Origin of the sequence: Streptomyces humi (assembly GCF_001005085.2) — a bacterium.
GTDB classification, from domain to species: Bacteria; Actinomycetota; Actinomycetes; order Streptomycetales; family Streptomycetaceae; genus Streptomyces; species Streptomyces humi.
The window spans coordinates 41341-56313 of sequence record NZ_LBMU02000010.1; the positions used below are offsets into that span (position 1 = coordinate 41341).

The 14973-nt window shown below is 73.8% G+C and carries 15 protein-coding genes; 8 read left to right on the forward strand and 7 right to left on the reverse strand.

The genetic code is table 11. The annotated features are described in order from the left end of the window. Nucleotides 1-17: 17 nt before the first annotated feature. Together AAW13_RS02850 and ilvA are read right to left on the reverse strand one after the other, a co-directional pair. The gene (locus tag AAW13_RS02850; protein ID WP_046731883.1) at nt 18-1046 is read right to left on the reverse strand and encodes an ATP-binding cassette domain-containing protein; all 1029 of its coding nucleotides are present in this window, start codon (nt 1044-1046) and stop codon (nt 18-20) included. 212 nt (nt 1047-1258) lie between these two features. After that, on the reverse strand, nt 1259-2488 hold the full coding sequence (ilvA, locus tag AAW13_RS02855) for a threonine ammonia-lyase (RefSeq protein ID WP_046731882.1): 1230 nt from the start codon (nt 2486-2488) through the stop codon (nt 1259-1261). Nucleotides 2489-2651: 163 nt separating this feature from the next. On the opposite strand from ilvA, the gene AAW13_RS02860 reads away from it, so the two are divergent. From AAW13_RS02860 to AAW13_RS46330, 3 genes are all read left to right on the forward strand, one after another. Then, entirely contained in the window at nt 2652-3152 is a 501-nt protein-coding gene (locus AAW13_RS02860; protein WP_206306135.1) for a MarR family winged helix-turn-helix transcriptional regulator, read from the forward strand. A gap of 160 nt (nt 3153-3312) precedes the next feature. After that, the gene (locus AAW13_RS46325) at nt 3313-3819 is read left to right on the forward strand and encodes a sigma factor-like helix-turn-helix DNA-binding protein (protein ID WP_046731881.1); all 507 of its coding nucleotides are present in this window, start codon (nt 3313-3315) and stop codon (nt 3817-3819) included. Beyond that, the gene (locus AAW13_RS46330; protein ID WP_046731880.1) at nt 3816-4064 is read left to right on the forward strand and encodes a hypothetical protein; all 249 of its coding nucleotides are present in this window, start codon (nt 3816-3818) and stop codon (nt 4062-4064) included. The genes AAW13_RS46325 and AAW13_RS46330 overlap by 4 nt, the downstream gene beginning before the upstream one ends. Nucleotides 4065-4068: 4 nt before the next feature. On the opposite strand, the gene AAW13_RS02875 is transcribed toward AAW13_RS46330, so the two are convergent. Beyond that, a complete protein-coding gene (locus tag AAW13_RS02875; protein ID WP_046731879.1) occupies nt 4069-5223 on the reverse strand; it encodes a cystathionine gamma-synthase in 1155 nt (384 codons plus the stop codon). Between the two features lie 119 nt (nt 5224-5342). Here AAW13_RS02875 and AAW13_RS02880 point away from each other — a divergent pair, with 119 nt between their 5' ends. Further along, entirely contained in the window at nt 5343-6461 is a 1119-nt protein-coding gene (locus AAW13_RS02880; RefSeq protein ID WP_046731878.1) for a membrane protein, read from the forward strand. 231 nt (nt 6462-6692) lie between these two features. After that, nucleotides 6693-8327, forward strand: a complete 1635-nt coding sequence (locus AAW13_RS02885; protein ID WP_046731877.1) for a M48 family metalloprotease — start codon at nt 6693-6695, stop codon at nt 8325-8327. Between the two features lie 19 nt (nt 8328-8346). Here the strand turns inward: AAW13_RS02885 and AAW13_RS02890 are convergent, their stop codons facing one another. The 3 genes from AAW13_RS02890 to msrA all read right to left on the reverse strand — a co-directional run bounded on the left by AAW13_RS02890 (nt 8347) and on the right by msrA (nt 11013). Then, entirely contained in the window at nt 8347-9612 is a 1266-nt protein-coding gene (locus AAW13_RS02890; protein ID WP_206306136.1) for a vanadium-dependent haloperoxidase, read from the reverse strand. 256 nt (nt 9613-9868) lie between these two features. Then, the gene (locus AAW13_RS02895; protein ID WP_046731875.1) at nt 9869-10366 is read right to left on the reverse strand and encodes a hypothetical protein; all 498 of its coding nucleotides are present in this window, start codon (nt 10364-10366) and stop codon (nt 9869-9871) included. A gap of 134 nt (nt 10367-10500) precedes the next feature. Beyond that, on the reverse strand, nt 10501-11013 hold the full coding sequence (gene msrA / locus AAW13_RS02900; RefSeq protein WP_046731900.1) for a peptide-methionine (S)-S-oxide reductase MsrA: 513 nt from the start codon (nt 11011-11013) through the stop codon (nt 10501-10503). 197 nt (nt 11014-11210) lie between these two features. Between msrA and AAW13_RS02905 the strand changes: the two genes are divergently transcribed. Beyond that, nucleotides 11211-12320, forward strand: coding sequence for an EstA family serine hydrolase (locus AAW13_RS02905; protein WP_046731899.1), 1110 nt, complete (start codon nt 11211-11213; stop codon nt 12318-12320). Nucleotides 12321-12339: 19 nt separating this feature from the next. On the opposite strand, the gene AAW13_RS02910 is transcribed toward AAW13_RS02905, so the two are convergent. Then, a complete protein-coding gene (locus AAW13_RS02910; protein WP_046731874.1) occupies nt 12340-12723 on the reverse strand; it encodes a VOC family protein in 384 nt (127 codons plus the stop codon). A 91-nt stretch (nt 12724-12814) separates the two neighbouring features. On the opposite strand from AAW13_RS02910, the gene AAW13_RS02915 reads away from it, so the two are divergent. Further along, nucleotides 12815-13861 (forward strand): ABC transporter substrate-binding protein, encoded by a 1047-nt coding sequence (locus AAW13_RS02915; RefSeq protein WP_046731873.1) that lies wholly within the window; start codon nt 12815-12817, stop codon nt 13859-13861. Continuing rightward, on the forward strand, nt 13862-14854 hold the full coding sequence (locus AAW13_RS02920; protein WP_046731872.1) for a FecCD family ABC transporter permease: 993 nt from the start codon (nt 13862-13864) through the stop codon (nt 14852-14854). Nucleotides 14855-14973 lie beyond the last annotated feature (119 nt).

Below are 14973 nucleotides of genomic sequence, written 5' to 3' on the forward strand. Positions count from 1 at the left end.
GGAGTCGTTCACGGCACTCACTTCGCGGCCTCCTCGTTGCTGTCCTTGCCGGTGTTCCTGCGGGTGTCCTGCTTGCTGCCCGGTGCGCCGTCGCCCTCGGGCCGCTCCTCGGCCACGTGTCCGGTCAGGGACAGGAAGACGTCGTCGAGGGTGGGGCGGCGCAGGGCGATGTCGTCTATCTCGATGCCCCGGCCGTCCAGCTCGCGGATGACCTCGGCGAGCAGCTTGGCGCCGCCGGTGACGGGCACGATGAGCTTGCGGGTGTGCTCCTCGACGGTGGTGTCGCCCTTGCCGAAGCCGGTCAGCACCTCGGCCGCGGTCCGGATGTGGTCGCGCTCGTGCACCACGACCTCGACCCGCTCCCCGCCGGTGCGGGCCTTGAGCTGGTCGGAGGTGCCCTGGGCGATGACCCGGCCGTGGTCCACGACCGCGATGTCATGGGCGAGGTGGTCGGCCTCCTCCAGGTACTGGGTGGTGAGCAGCAGGGTCGTACCGCCGGAGACGAGCTGCTTGATGACCTCCCACAGCTGCTGGCGGTTGCGGGGGTCCAGGCCGGTCGTCGGTTCGTCCATGAACATCACGGGCGGCGAGACGACCAGGGCGGCGGCGAGGTCCAGGCGGCGGCGCATACCACCGGAGTACGTCTTGGTGGGGCGGTCGGCGGCGTCGGTGAGGTGGAACTGCTCCAGCAGCTCGACCGCGCGGGCCTTCGCCTCCTTGGCCCGCATCTGGTAGAGCCGGCCGACCATGTGCAGGTTCTCGCGGCCGGTCAGGTACTCGTCGACCGCGGCGAACTGTCCGGACAGGCCTATGGAGCGGCGTACGGCGTCGGGCTGTTTGAGCACGTCCACGCCCGCGACGACGGCCTTGCCGCTGTCGGGGCGGAGCAGCGTCGTCAGGCAGCGCACGGCGGTGGTCTTGCCGGCGCCGTTCGGCCCCAGCAGTCCGAGGACCGTGCCTTCGGGGACATCGAGGTCGACGCCGTCCAGAGCCCTTACGTCTCCGAAGGTCTTCACCAGGCCTTCGGCATAGATGGCGCCCGGCATATCAGTCTCCACGTCGTCGGGGATTCTTCGAAAAAGGCTAGGTATGCACGCTTCGGCCCGCCTATGGTTTTCGCCGACGCGGCGGTGTGCGGGCACGGCGCGACCACGGACACACCATAACGCGATGTATCGCGTCCGTCGACGGATTTTCCCGAACGAGTGAATAAACGGTCCTGACCTGTGGTTTCGCCCCGTCAGGAGGAATCAGCCGCTCAGTCGATGACCGTGTAACCCGCCTCGCGCAGGGCCTGGCCGACCTCCGTGCAGTGCGCCGGCCCCTTGGTCTCCAGGTGCAGTTCCACCTCCGCCTCGGACAGCCCCAGCCGGGGGTCGGTCCGGACGTGACTCACGTCGAGGACGTTGGCGTCGGCCGCCGACAGCACCCCGAGCAGCGTGGCGAGGGCCCCGGGCCGGTCGGTCAGCCGCAGCCGTACGGCCAGGTAACGGCCCTGCGCGGACATGCCGTGCCGCAGCACGCGCTGCATCAGCACCGGATCGACGTTGCCGCCGGACAGCACCGCGACGACCGGTCCGGCGAAGGCGCCGGGCTCGGCCAGCAGCGCCGCCACCGGACCCGCGCCGGCCGGTTCCACCACCAGCTTGGCCCGCTCCAGGCACAGCAGCAGCGCGGCGGAGAGCTGGTCCTCACCCACCGTACGGACCTCGTCGACCAACTCCCTGACGATCGCGAACGGCACGTCACCGGGCCGTCCCACCTTGATGCCGTCGGCCATCGTCGCCGGGTTCGCCACCGTCACCGGGTGCCCGGCCGCCAGCGAGGGCGGGTACGCGGCCGCGCCCGCCGCCTGGACGCCGACGATCCGCACGTCCGGCCTGATCGACTTCACCGCGACCGCGATCCCGGCCGCGAGCCCGCCGCCGCCCATCCCGACCACGATCGTGCCGACCTCCGGGCACTGGTCCAGGATCTCCAGACCGACCGTGCCCTGACCGGCGATGACGTCGGGGTGGTCGAAGGGGTGGATGAACACCGCGCCGGTCTCGGCCGCGTACTCCTGGGCGGCGGCCAGCGTCTCGTCGACCACCTGGCCGTGCAGCCGCACCTCGGCGCCGTAGTGCCGGGTCGCGCTGATCTTGGGCAGGGGCGCGCCGACGGGCATGAACACCGTCGAGTGCACCCCCAGCAGCGACGAGGCCAGCGCCACGCCCTGCGCGTGGTTCCCGGCGCTGGCGGCCACCACCCCGGCGGCCCGCTCCTCGGGCAGCAGCCCGGCGATCCGGACGTAGGCGCCGCGCAGCTTGAACGAACCGGTCCGCTGGAGGTTCTCGCACTTGAGGTGCACCGGCGACCCGACCAGCTGGGACAGGTACCTGCTGCCCTCCATCGCGGTCGTCCGCGCGACGCCCGTGAGCATCTTCTGGGCGCCGCGCACGTCGTCGAGGGTCACGGAGCGCAAGGAGTCAGCCGTGCTGTAGCTCATGACTCGAGTCTCGCAGTTCACCGGCCGAAGGCGCGGGTGTGACCAAGCTCCGAGACCGGTTTGCGCAGCGCCGGTACGGCTCGCCCCCTGTCCGCGTACTCTGTCCCCCACACTCCAGCACTCTTCATGAAGTGAGCCCCCGGCCATGCCCACAACACCTGAAATGTCGATGGACATGACGACCGTCGGTGACACCGGTCTCCTCGACACGTTGCAGCACGAGGTGGCGGTGTTCGCCCGCCGTGCCGAACAGACCCGGCTCGGCGGCGTCGGGCAGGTGCGCAACTCCATGGACCGCGCCGCGTACCTGCTGCTCAACCGGCTCGACAAGGAAGGCCCCATGGGGGTCAAGGCACTCGCGGCGAGCATGGGGATCGACTCCTCGACGGTCACCCGCCAGGTGGCTCCGCTGGTCGACACCGGGCTCGTCAAGCGCACCTCGCACCCCGAGGACGGCCGGGCCGTGGTGCTCCAGCTGTCCCCGCGCGGGCTGTCCCGGCTGGAGGAAGTCCGTTCTTCGCGGCGCCAGTTGATGGCCGAGCTGACCCAGGACTGGGAGCCGCAGGAGCGCGAGACGTTCTGTGCCCTGCTGACCCGCTTCAACAGCGCCCTGTCCGCCCGGATGTCCGTGACACCGGGTACGGACGCCCCGCCGGCCTCCTGAACCGACGGCCCGTCGGCGCGGTGGCCCGCACCGGGGCCTGCCGGGAACATCCGTCCCGCGCGCGTGGTGCGCGGCTCTTGACCGAGGGCCCGGCCCTGGCCTCATATGAGACCGGGGCCCGTCGTACCCGTGTCGGGGGCCCCGCGGAGGGGGAGGCGCGGTGCGTGATCGGCAGGCGTCCCAGGATGCCCGCCGGGCCCGGGAGTTCGAGGCGTTCGTCGCGGGCGCGGCCGGACGGCTGCTGCATGCCGCCACCCTGCTGACCGCCGAGCCCCCGGACGCCAACCCGCGCGCGCGGCGCCTGCTGACCCTCGCCCTCGCGCACACCTACGCGGGCTGGGACCGGCTGCGCGGCGACGACCCGTACGACCGCGCCCGCCAGCACCTCGCGCTGCGCTTCGCGAACTCCGCCTGGCACCAGTACGGCGGTCCGCTGAGCCGGACCCGTCCGCACCCCGGCACCACCCTCGCCGCGCTCACCCCGCAGGAACGTCTGGTCCTGGTGCTGCGGCTGTACGAGGGGGTCGCGGAGGAGCAGACGGCGGCACTGCTGGGCCTGCCCACGGAACGCGTGCACCTGCTCTGCGACCGGGCGACGGCCACCCTGCTGCACCCGCCCGGCAGGGCGGCGCGCACCCTCCTCGGCGCGAAGCCGGCACCGTCGTGAACCGGATCGAGCGCGAGGCGGCCGCCCGCCGGCTCATGGAGCGCACCCCGCCCCCGGTACCGCCCGACCTCCACGGCGAGGTGCTGCGGCGGGGCGGCCGCATGCTGCGGCGCCGGCGCCGGACCCGCAGGCTGCTGTGGCTGCTGCTGTGCGCGGCCGCGGTGGCGTTCACCGTGTGGGCGGCCACCGTCCACCCGTGGGCGGAGCCGCCGTCCACGACGACCCCGCCCGTCAGCAACTGGTGACCGGTCAGCCGAGCGCCTGCTTCAGGTCTTCCAGCAGGTCGTCGACGTTCTCGATGCCCACGGACAGCCGCACCAGGTCGGCGGGCACCTCCAGGGCGGAGCCCGCCGCCGACGCGTGCGTCATCCGTCCCGGGTGCTCGATCAGCGACTCGACCCCGCCGAGGGACTCGCCGAGGGTGAAGACCTTGGCGCGGTCGCAGACCGCGACGGCCGCCTCCTCGCCGCCCTCGACCTGGAAGGAGACCATGCCGCCGAAGGCCTTCATCTGCTTGGCGGCGGTCTCGTGCCCCGGGTGCTCGGGCAGGCCCGGGTAGAGGACACGCGTCACGCGCGCGTGCCGGCTCAGCATGTCGGCGATCCGGGTGGCGTTCTCGCTGTGCCGGTCCATGCGCACCGCGAGCGTCTTGGTGCCGCGCAGCACCAGCCAGGAGTCGAACGGCCCGGCGACCGCGCCCATGGCGTTCTGGTGGTACGCCAGCTCCTCGCCCAGCGTCTGGTCCGACACGATCAGCGCACCGCCGACCACGTCCGAGTGACCGCCCATGTACTTCGTCAGCGAGTGCACGACCACGTCCGCGCCGAGGGAGAGCGGCTGCTGGAGGTACGGCGTGGCGAAGGTGTTGTCGACGACGAGCCGGGCGCCCGCGTCGTGCGCGACCTGGGCGACGGCGGCGATGTCGGTGATGCCCAGCAGCGGGTTGGACGGGGTCTCCACCCAGACCGCCCTGGTCTTCGGGGTGATCGCGGCGCGCACGGCGGCCGGGTCGCTGGTGTCGGCGACCGACCACTCCACGCCCCACCGGGAGACGACCTTCGCGAACAGCCGGAACGTGCCGCCGTAGGCGTCGTTCGGGATGACCACGTGGTCGCCGGGGCTGAGCAGCGTGCGCAGCAGGGCGTCCTCCGCCGCCAGGCCGGACGCGAACGCCAGCCCGCGGCGCCCGCCCTCGAGCGCGGCGAGGTTCTCCTCCAGGGCGGTCCTGGTGGGGTTGGCGCTACGGCTGTACTCGTAGCCACCGCGCAGGCCGCCGACGCCGTCCTGCTTGTAGGTCGAGACCTGGTAGATCGGCGGTACGACCGCACCGGTGAGGGGGTCCGCCGTGTTGCCCGCGTGGATGGCGAGGGTCTCGAAGTGCTGACTGATGTGCCTGTCGCTCATGAGTAGTGAGCCTAGTGCTCCCGCGCGCCCGGCGCGTTTTCCACCGGGCGCGCCACCGGTTGTCCACAGGCCACGGGACCGGTTGGCCAATTGTCGGCGCCGTCTGGTTCGCTTGACTCATGGCGATTCTCTGGACCCTGATGGCGCTGCTCCTGCTGAGCTTCGCGCTGCTCCCCGTCCTGCGGCGGCGGCGCGGCATGATCGAGCGGGTCCACCCGGGCCACCCGGACGCCGCCGACCCGGCGGACTACGGATTCGTGCGCGAGGAGGACCTGGACGTCCGCCTGCCCGGCCCCGACCAGGACCTGCTCGACGTCCTCGACGTCGTGCAGCGCACCCAGGACTACCGGGCGGCGGCCCAGCTGCTCGCGGGCACGGAGATCACGGGCGAGGTGCGCTGGCAGCGGGTCCAGGCCTTCGCCGGCGCGGCGGCCCTGGAGCTCCAGGAGCGGCCGGGCGGGGTCAGCGAGACGCCGGGCGGCCAGTGGCTGCGGGTGTGGCGGGCCGAGCAGCCCAAGGACGCGGGCGGTGCCGCCGTGCACGCGGAGTTCCTGGCGCAGCAGGCGTGGCGGACGTCGACACCGGGCACCGACGACTTCCGGATCATCATGGAGGAGGCCAGGGACGCCTGCGGGCAGGCGGCGCTGCTGTCCCCCGGCGACCCGGTGCCGTACGTCACCGAGCTGTCGGTGGCCCGCGGGCTGAACTGCCCGCAGCCCGAGTTCGAGAAACTGTGGCTGAAGATCCTGGACCGCGCGCCCACGCACATGGGGGCGCACCTGGCGGCCCTGCACTACTGGTGCGAGAAGTGGCACGGTTCGCGCGAGCTGGCGTACTCCTTCGCGGAGGCCGCCGCCGCCCGTGCCCCGCGGGGCTCGCTGCTGGCCGCGCTGCCGTTGTTCGCTGTCTTCGAGCACCTGCCCGAGGTCAACCTGGTGGCGGGCTTCTACCAGAGCGAGGTCGTCACCAAGGCGGTCCACGGCGCCCTGCACGCCGTGCACGCGGCCCGCCAGGACGACCCGATGCTCGCCCACGTCCGGCATCTGCTGGTCTTCTTCCTGGTGCGCTCCGAGCGCTGGTCGGAAGCCATGGGGGAGCTGATAGGCGTGGACGGGCACGTGGGGGCCCTGCCGTGGACGCTGTCGGCGAACCCGGCCGCCGAGTTCGCCCTCTACCGCGCGCTCGCGGTGGCCGGCTACGAGGCGAACGGCGGGAGCCCGGCGACGCTGCGGAGCTGAGGGCACCGGAGCAGAAAGGCCGTCCTGCCGGCCGCGGGCGAGTGGGGGTCGGTCGCGCGGGCGAGTGGGGGTCGGTCGCGCGGGCGAGAGGGGTCGGTCGCCCGGTTCGTCGCGCCCCTGTCGGGTGCGGACGGCCGGCGGCGTTCGACCGGTCCCGCATCCCGCACGTCTGTTCGTTCTTCATGTCGTTGTCGGTTCCCCGTTCCGGGGTCCTGTGGGGGGATCTGCCCGATGGGCGCAACTCTGCGGGCGCTGCGCGCCCTTGTGCTGTTCTGCGGTTTCTATCTGCTGAGCCTCGTCGTGCTGGCGGTGGCGGTCGCCGTCGACGCGGCGGCGGTCACCTGGGCGCCCGGCGCCCTCGCCGGGAAGGTGGTGATCGTCTCCCTGCTGCTGGCACTGCCGGTGGTGCGGGGCCTGTTCATGCTCCGCACGCCCGAGGACGAGGGCCTGGCCGGGCTGCCGGTCACCGCGGCCGACGAGCCCCGGCTCTGGGAGCTGGTGCGGGAGCTCGCGGCGGCGACGGGCACCCGCGCGCCGGAGACCGTCGTACTCACCGGTGACGTCAACGCGTCGGTCAGCGAGCGGCCCCGGCTGCTCGGCCTGCGCCCCGGGCCGCGCCGCCTCCATCTCGGTGTGCCGCTGCTGACCGGGCTGACCGAGGCCCAGCTGAGGGCCGTGCTCGCCCACGAGTACGGGCACTTCACCGGTGGCGACACCCGGCTGTCGGCGCTCGTCGTACGCGGCCGGGCGCAGATCGCGCGGACCGTAGGGCACTTCCACGCGAAGGCCGACGGCAAGGAGGCCGCCGAGCGCGTCCGGCAGGAGAAGGCCGCCGCGAAGCGAACCGCGAAGGGCAAGCAGGCCAAGGAGGTCGACACCGCGGGCGCCGGGTTCGTCTACCGGCTGATGGCGGCGCTCTACACGGCGTACGCGAAGTTCTACCTGAGGGCCACGCTGTCGACGGCCCGCGCGCAGGAGTACGCCGCCGATCTGGCCGCCGCGCGGATCACCGGCCGGGACGCGACCGCGTCGGCGCTCCGCGAGATCCCGGTCCTGGACGCGGCGCACGGCTTCTACCTGGAGTCGTACGCCACGCTCGGCCTGCCGGCCCGGCAACTGCCGCCGCGCGGACAGCTCTTCGGGGGTTTCGGCCGGATGCTGACGGCGCGCGCGCCGGAGCTGGCGAGGCTGCGGGAGCGGCTGCCGGCGGAGCCCGCGTCGCCGTACGACTCGCATCCGCCGATCGCCGACCGGGTGCTGCGCGTCGAGGCGCTGCCCGCCGACGGGCGCGGCGGGGAGACCGGCGGTCCGGCGCTCGCGCTGCTCACCGACCCGGCCCGGACGCTGGCGGCGCTGGAGGACGCGGTGCTGAGCGACGAGGTGCGGCAGTTCGCGCGCGCCGCCGAGTGGGAGCAGTTGCTGGACTCGTCGATGGCGGCGGGCCTGGCCTCGCTCGACACCCCGCTGCACCGCGCGCTGGCCGCCTGCACCGAGGACCGGCCGACGCTGCCCGCGCTGCTCGCCCTGATCGACGCGGGCGGGCTGTGGCAGCTGGCCGAGCGTCTCCCGTCGCCCGCCCAGGCGCCGGCCCCCGGGGACCCGGCCTTCCGGGAGGCGGTGCGGCCGGTGCTGCGGGACTCGTTGCGGAGCATGGTGCTGGCGGAGTTCAGTGCCCGGTCGCTGCTGCACTGGGAGTTCTCCTGGGCCCGGCCGGCGGCGGTGCGACTGCCCGGCTCGGCGTCCGACCTGGTCGGCGAGGCGGGCACCGAGGCCGCGCTGCACGCGGCGGTGGCCGCGGCACTGGCCGACGCCCCCGACACCGCGCCCCTGCGGGCCCTGCTGCCGCCGGCCCCGCAGCCGGCGTGAGCGGGTTCCGCTCCGTGGTTCAGCCCCTGTCGCCGCCGCACCTCGGCCCGGCGAGCCTGCCCTGCCGGGCCGTTCGCGCCGGCGGGGACGGGTGGGTGCCGTCTCCGGCGACCGGCTGGAAGTAGTGGTCCAGGGCCCAGGCGGCCAGGCGGGCGCCGGCCCGGCAGCCGGCCACGTCCGCCGTGCGGGAGTGGACGCCGCCCCACACCCGGGCGTCGACGACGTCCCGGTCGAGATCGTCGGCGGACCCGTAGAACCGCGTGCTGCCGGTGACGTCGGAGGGGACGTGAAGGTCGATGTGCGAGGTGCCGAGGACGCCGGTCAGGGCGCGTGCCACGGCGGCGGCGACGGTGGTGTGGCCGGCGACGTAGTCCGGGTGCGGCGGGGTGACGAGCAGCGGCTCCCAGGCGGGGTCCGCCGTCGTCGCGGGGTTGCCGTCGGTGTCGGCGAGGCGGATGGCGGTGATCGGCCGCCAGGAGGCGTAGTGGAGCTTGGCGTCCCAGGCCGTGACGACGGCGTCGGTCGCGGACGCGTTCACCGCGGCGAACAGCCGGGCCGTCTCGGCGATGCCGAGCCGGTGCCGGGCGGCGTGGTCCCGTACGGCTGTCTGGACCTGTTCGACCAGGTTGCCGCTGAAGAAGAGGGCGGTCTCGGTCTGCCGCGCGCTCCGGCCCGAGCCGGTCTTCGCGCCCATCGCCTTCAGCTCCTGGAGGTCCCGGGCGTAGGCGGCCGAGGACAGGGCGGGGGGTCCGCCGGGGCGGAACTGCCGCGGGGAGGCGAGCAGGAGGGGGCGGAGCCCGGCGAGCCAGGTGTCGATGAAGGGCTGGAACGCGGGCGGGGTGGGCCGCCAGACCCCCGGTGCCGGGGCGGCGGTGAACGGAACGTCCGCGAACCGTCCGTCCCCTTCGCGGAGTTCGATGACGCGGGCGGCGGCGCGCCGTCCGTAGGCGACGCCGCGGTCCGTGGCCTGGCCGGCCGGCAGGGCGGCGAGCGTGTCCGCGTAGGCGGTGTCGAGCCGCGCGCCGAAGGCGGGGAAGCAGGTGAGCAGCACGTCGTGGGCCGCGGTGGCGGCGGCCGCCGCGGAGGAGGCCCTGGCCGGACCGCGCTCGTGCCACTTGTACAGGGCGTAGCCGCCCTCGATCCCCACCACGGCGTTGTACACCGCGACGGAGACGAACCCCTCCCAGACGGCCGCCTGCCCGGAGGGGCGGGGGCCCAGAGCGGCCTTGATCGTGTCGGTGGCGACGGCGTTCCAGTCGCGGACCACGGCTGCCGGGTCCGCCACGGCCCGGCTGTCCGCCGCGGCCCGGCTGTCCGCCGCGGGAGGGGGCGCCGCGGCGGTGAGCGTCACGAGGGCGGCGGCCGCGACGGCGCAGACGAATCCCCGGACACGAGAACTCGGCCGAACGGGAAGGGAGGGCTCTTGGTACACGTCGTCCTCACTGGAGTCGAGTGCCCAAGGCATAGCAACGCGCCACTCCACGATCAAGACAACCCGCCGCAAACCGGGCGGAAATGCCGGGCCGTCGCCCGCTCCGGAGTCAGGCCTCGCGGCGCTGCTCCTGGACCGTCTTCATCAGGTCGGCCAGGGCGGACTCGCTCTCGTCGTCGCGCCGGTCGTCGATCGCGGCGAGGGCGGCGGCCGCGGCGGCCCGCACCGGGTGGGGAAGACCGTCGGCGGCCGTGAGCCGGTAGGCGGCGTTACGGCGGGCCCGGCGCTCGGCGGAGTCCACCGCGTCGGGTCCCGACAACGGGAAGACGGCGGCCCGGTACGCCGATATCCCGAGCACCATCATGTCCGCGATCCCGTCGGCGTAGCCGAGCGCCGCCGCCCTGCCCTGGCCCTCCCGGATGGTCGCGATCATGTGCCGGCGGGACAGCACCGAACCCAGCGCTCCACCGCCTCCCAGGGAGAGGGCGCAGGCGACCGCGAGGAACGGCCCGTCCCACACGTAGCCGGTGATCCCGCCGAGGACCGCGAGGGCGACGGTCCACGCCGCCGCGGTCCGGGCACTTATCCGCTCGGGTGTGGTGTCCATGGCGAGAGTGTGACAGCCGGCGGGGACGGCACCCGCGCCGGGTGGGCACCGCCCCGCCCCGACCCCGCCGTCCCGTCGGAGCCGGGTGGGCACCGCCCCGCCCCGACTCTCGCCGCCCCCTAGGTCGCCCCTGCTCAGCCCTGCGTGCGGGCGGGCAGGCGCCAGCCGGGGCGCGGGAAGTGGCAGGTGTAGCCGTTGGGGTAACGCTCCAGGTAGTCCTGGTGCTCGGGCTCGGCCTCCCAGAAGGGACCCACCGGCTCCACCTCGGTGACGACCTTGCCCGGCCACAGTCCGGAGGCGTCCACGTCGGCGATGGTGTCCTCGGCGACCCGCTTCTGCTCGTCGTCCGTGTAGTAGATCGCCGAGCGGTAGCTGAGGCCGATGTCGTTGCCCTGGCGGTTCCTGGTGCTCGGGTCGTGGATCTGGAAGAAGAACTCCAGGATCGCGCGGTAGTCGGTCTGCTCGGGGTCGAAGTGGATCTCGATGGCCTCCGCGTGCGTGCCGTGGTTCCGGTACGTCGCGTTCGGCACGTCACCCCCGGTGTAGCCGACCCGGGTCGCGGTCACGCCCGGGAGCTTGCGGATCAGGTCCTGCATCCCCCAGAAGCATCCGCCCGCCAGCACGGCCCTCTGCGTCTGCGCAGCCATCGCGGCGCCTCCCATTTCTGTCAGCCGGTTCATAGGTCACCCGGGCCGGCCGGTCCGCCGTCTCGGCGTCGCCGGCTCCCGTGGCCACTGCTCTCAACGCTCGGGGGATCCGAGCGATTCCGCGCCCGCCCGACGGGGCCCTGCGGTACCGGGAAAATGGGTTGCCCCGGGTCGGGGCGGGGGGCTGAATGGCGGGCATGGCCGACATCCATGGGTCGTACGACGAGTTGTTCGCCGCTGTGCCCCGGCTGCTGTCCGGGCTGCTGGACGACGGGGACGCGGGAGGTGCCGTCGCCGTCTTCGTGGACGGGGCGGCCGTGGTGGACGTGTGGGGCGGGTTCGCCGACGCCGCGCGGGTGCGGCCGTGGGAGCGGGACACGATCGTCAGCGTGTTCTCCGTGACCAAGACGATGACCGCGCTCTGCGCGCTCGTGCTGATCGACCGGGGTGAGCTGGACCCGGATGCGCCGGTGGCCCGCTACTGGCCCGAGTTCGCCGCGGCCGGCAAGGAGAACGTGCTGGTACGGCATCTGTTGTCGCACACCGCCGGGCTGCCCGACTGGGAGGGGCCGGTCGAGGAGCTGTACGACTGGACGGCCGCCACGGCGCGGCTCGCCGGCCAGGCCCCGCAGTGGGAGCCGGGGACCGCGGCCGGCTACCACTCGCTCACCCAGGGGTTCCTGGTGGGCGAGGTGGTGCGCCGGATCACCGGGCGGACCGTGGGCGGGTTCTTCGCCGCCGAGGTGGCCGGGCCGCTCGGCGCCGACTTCCATGTCGGGCTGGGGGCCGAGCACGACCGGCGGGTGGCGCTCACCGTGCCGCCGCCGGGGGCGGACGAGGACTACACGGCCAGCGCGCCGGGCCGCGACGCGACGGCGCCCTCCACCGCCACCGCGCTCCGGGTCCGGGACGGCAACAGCCTGGCCTGGCGCCGGGCGCAGATCCCCGCGGCCGGCGGCTTCGGCAACGCCCGATCGGTCGCCCTGGTCCAGTCCCTGCTCGCCTGCGGCGGAACGGTCGGCGGGGTGCGGGTGCTGTCCCCGGAGGGTTGTGCGCGGGCACGCGAGGTGCAGTTCGAGGGCGTGGACCGGATCCTCGGCATGCCGTGCAGGTACGGCCTCGGGTACGGCCTCTTCGGCAACGCGCTCGGCTGGGGCGGCTGGGGCGGCGCCCTCGTCTGGGTCGACCCCGAGGAACGGCTGGCGATGGCCTACGTGACGAACCAGATGCGCGAGCCCGCCGCCGACAACCGCGGTATCGAACTGGTCATGGCCGCCCAGGACGGCCTCAAGGGGCTCCGCGCCTGATCCGTCCCCGGCCCGTCGGTCAGCCGCCGCTGCCGTAGGGGCGGGTGAGGATCTCCAGCCGGTGGCCGTCGGGGTCGTCGAAGTAGGTGCCGCGACCGCCGTCGTTGTGGTTGATCTCGCCGGGGCGGCTGTGGTGCGGGTCGGCCCAGTAGCCGATGCCGGCCTCCCGGACCCGGCCGAAGATCGCGTCGAAGTCGTCCTCGGAGACCAGGAAGGCGTAGTGCTGCGGCGGGATCTCGCCGGAACTGTCCATGTAGTCGAGGGTGACGCCGTTCGGCAGTGCGACGGGGACGAACGGACCGTATTCCGGGCTGACTTCGAGACCGAGGATGTCGGCGAGGAACCTCGCCGAGGCGTGCCTGTCGTGAGCGGCGACGATGGTGTGGTTCAGGTTCACGGTCATCGTGGGACCTCCTCCCGTCCAACGTACTCCCGGCACCGGTTAAGGTAAGGCTTGCCTTAGTCGATGATCGGGAGGGCCAGTCGTGCGTGCGTTGAGATCGAGGGCCGTCCTGGCCGTGTCCGCCGTGTCCGTGGTGGGCGCCCTGCTGGCCGGCTGCGGCTCCTCCGCCACCGGCGACAGGGCCGCCGCCCACGCCGACGGGTCCGTGAACAAGGTCGCCGGCGCCTCCGAGGGCCCCGCCGCCGCACCGAGCGCCCTCGCCGACGGCATGGGCTCCGACAACGCCACCGACGGCAACTTCCCGCGTACGGTCACCCACTTCGAGGGCAGCACCACCATCGAGGCACGGCCGGAGCGGATCGCGGTGCTCAGCACCGGGCAGCTCGACGACCTGCTGTCCCTCGGCGTCGTGCCGGCCGCCGGCACCCGCGCCGAGAACGCCGGTCTGGTCCCCGACTACCTCGCCGACGCCTTCCCGCAGTACCGGCGGAAGCTCGCGGCGATGACCGACGCGGGCACCCGTCAGTCCCCCAACCTGGAGTCCCTGGCCGCCGCCAGGCCCGACCTGATCCTGGTCAACGACTCGCTCGGCGACCTCTACCCCCAGCTGTCGAAGATCGCGCCCACCGTGGTCACCGCGGGCCAGGGCATCAACTGGAAGCGCGACCTGCTGCTGGTCGGCGACGCCGTCGGCAAGGGGCAGCAGGCACGCGAACTCCTCGACGGCATCGTCCGCGGCGCGAAGGCGAGCGGGTCGGCCCTGAACGGCTCCGCCACCGTGTCGATGGTCCGCTTCACCCCCGACCGGACCCGGATGTTCGGCGTCTCCTCCTTCACCGGTTCCATCGCCGTCGACATGGGCCTCTCCCGCCCCGCGTCCCAGCGGTTCACCGCCATCTCGCAGGACATCAGCGCCGAGAAGGTCGACACCGCCGACGGCGACTGGATCTTCTACTCGGTACAGGGCGACCCCGCGAAGACGGACGCCGGGAGCACCCTGGCGGGGCCGCTGTGGAAGTCCATGAAGGCGGTGCGCGCCGGTCACGCCGTCCAGGTCGACGACGACCCCTGGTACCTCAACGCAGGTCCCACGGCCGCGCGACTGGTCGTACGACAGCTCGCCGAGCACCTCCGGTAAGTGCGCCGCGCCCTCGTCTGGCCGACGGCCGCCCTCGCGGTGGCCGTCGTCGCCGTGCTCAGCCTCGCCGTCGGCACCCGTGCCGTGCCGCCCGCCACCGTGTTCGACGCCCTGCTGCACGGCGGGACCTCACCCGACGCCCTGGTCGTACGGTCCCTGCGGCTCCCCCGCACCGGGATCGGCCTCACCGCGGGCGCCGCGCTCGGTCTCGCCGGGGCGGCCCTCCAGGCCGTCACCCGCAACCCGCTCGCCGACCCCGGCATCCTCGGACTGAGCCAGGGCGCGGCGGCGGGCGTGGTGCTCGCCATCGTCCTCGGGGGCTCCGCGTACGGCTTCGGGGCGTACGTCTGGTACGCCTTCACCGGCGCCGTCGTCGCCGCGTGCCTGGTGTACGGCGTCGCCGCGCGCGGCCGGGGCGGGGCGTCGCCCGTGAAGCTGGCGCTCGCCGGCACCGCCCTGTCCGCGATGACCGCGGGCGCCACGACGGTGGTCCTCACCTCCAGCTCGGCGACCCTCGACCAGTTCCGGTTCTGGCAGGTGGGGGCGCTCAGCGGCCGGGACGCCGGGACGGTCGTACGGATGCTGCCGTTCCTGGCGGCGGGCGCCGTACTGGTCCTGTCGTGCGCACGCGGTCTCGACGCGCTGGCCCTGGGCGACGAGACGGCCCGCGCGCTCGGGCACCGGGTGCATGTGGTCCGGGGGTGTGCGGCGCTGGGCGCGACCCTGCTGACCGCGTCCGCGGTGGCGGCGGCCGGACCGATCGCGTTCGTCGGACTGGTCGTGCCGCATCTGGCGCGACGGGTGGTGCGGGGCGGCGGGAACGTACGGATCCTGCCGCTGTCGGCGCTGCTGGGGGCGGGGCTGCTGGTGGGGGCCGACGTGGTGGGCCGGGTGGTGCGGGCCCCTGCGGAGGTGCCGGCGGGTGTGATGACGGCGTTGGTGGGGGTGCCGGTGCTGGTGGGCCTGGTACGGAGGAAAGGTACTGCGACATGAGGCGTACCCGGAGTGAGGGCTGGGGCCGGGGTTTCGCTCACCGGCGCTCGCCGGGTGCCGCTGCGCCCACCCTCCCCCACTCTCGGCTTCGTTCGAGCGGCGGGACCCCCATCGCCCCA

What these genes read in the sequence shown, in the direction of transcription:
- AAW13_RS02850 (WP_046731883.1), bottom strand. Translation starts at nt 1,046, where the DNA reads ATGCCGGGCGCCATCTATGCCGAAGGCCTGGTGAAGACCTTCGGAGAC.
- ilvA (WP_046731882.1), bottom strand. Translation starts at nt 2,488, where the DNA reads ATGAGCTACAGCACGGCTGACTCCTTGCGCTCCGTGACCCTCGACGAC.
- AAW13_RS02860 (WP_206306135.1), top strand. Translation starts at nt 2,652, where the DNA reads ATGTCGATGGACATGACGACCGTCGGTGACACCGGTCTCCTCGACACG.
- AAW13_RS02875 (WP_046731879.1), bottom strand. Translation starts at nt 5,223, where the DNA reads ATGAGCGACAGGCACATCAGTCAGCACTTCGAGACCCTCGCCATCCAC.
- AAW13_RS02880 (WP_046731878.1), top strand. Translation starts at nt 5,343, where the DNA reads ATGGCGATTCTCTGGACCCTGATGGCGCTGCTCCTGCTGAGCTTCGCG.
- AAW13_RS02885 (WP_046731877.1), top strand. Translation starts at nt 6,693, where the DNA reads ATGGGCGCAACTCTGCGGGCGCTGCGCGCCCTTGTGCTGTTCTGCGGT.
- AAW13_RS02895 (WP_046731875.1), bottom strand. Translation starts at nt 10,366, where the DNA reads ATGGACACCACACCCGAGCGGATAAGTGCCCGGACCGCGGCGGCGTGG.
- msrA (WP_046731900.1), bottom strand. Translation starts at nt 11,013, where the DNA reads ATGGCTGCGCAGACGCAGAGGGCCGTGCTGGCGGGCGGATGCTTCTGG.
- AAW13_RS02905 (WP_046731899.1), top strand. Translation starts at nt 11,211, where the DNA reads ATGGCCGACATCCATGGGTCGTACGACGAGTTGTTCGCCGCTGTGCCC.
- AAW13_RS02910 (WP_046731874.1), bottom strand. Translation starts at nt 12,723, where the DNA reads ATGACCGTGAACCTGAACCACACCATCGTCGCCGCTCACGACAGGCAC.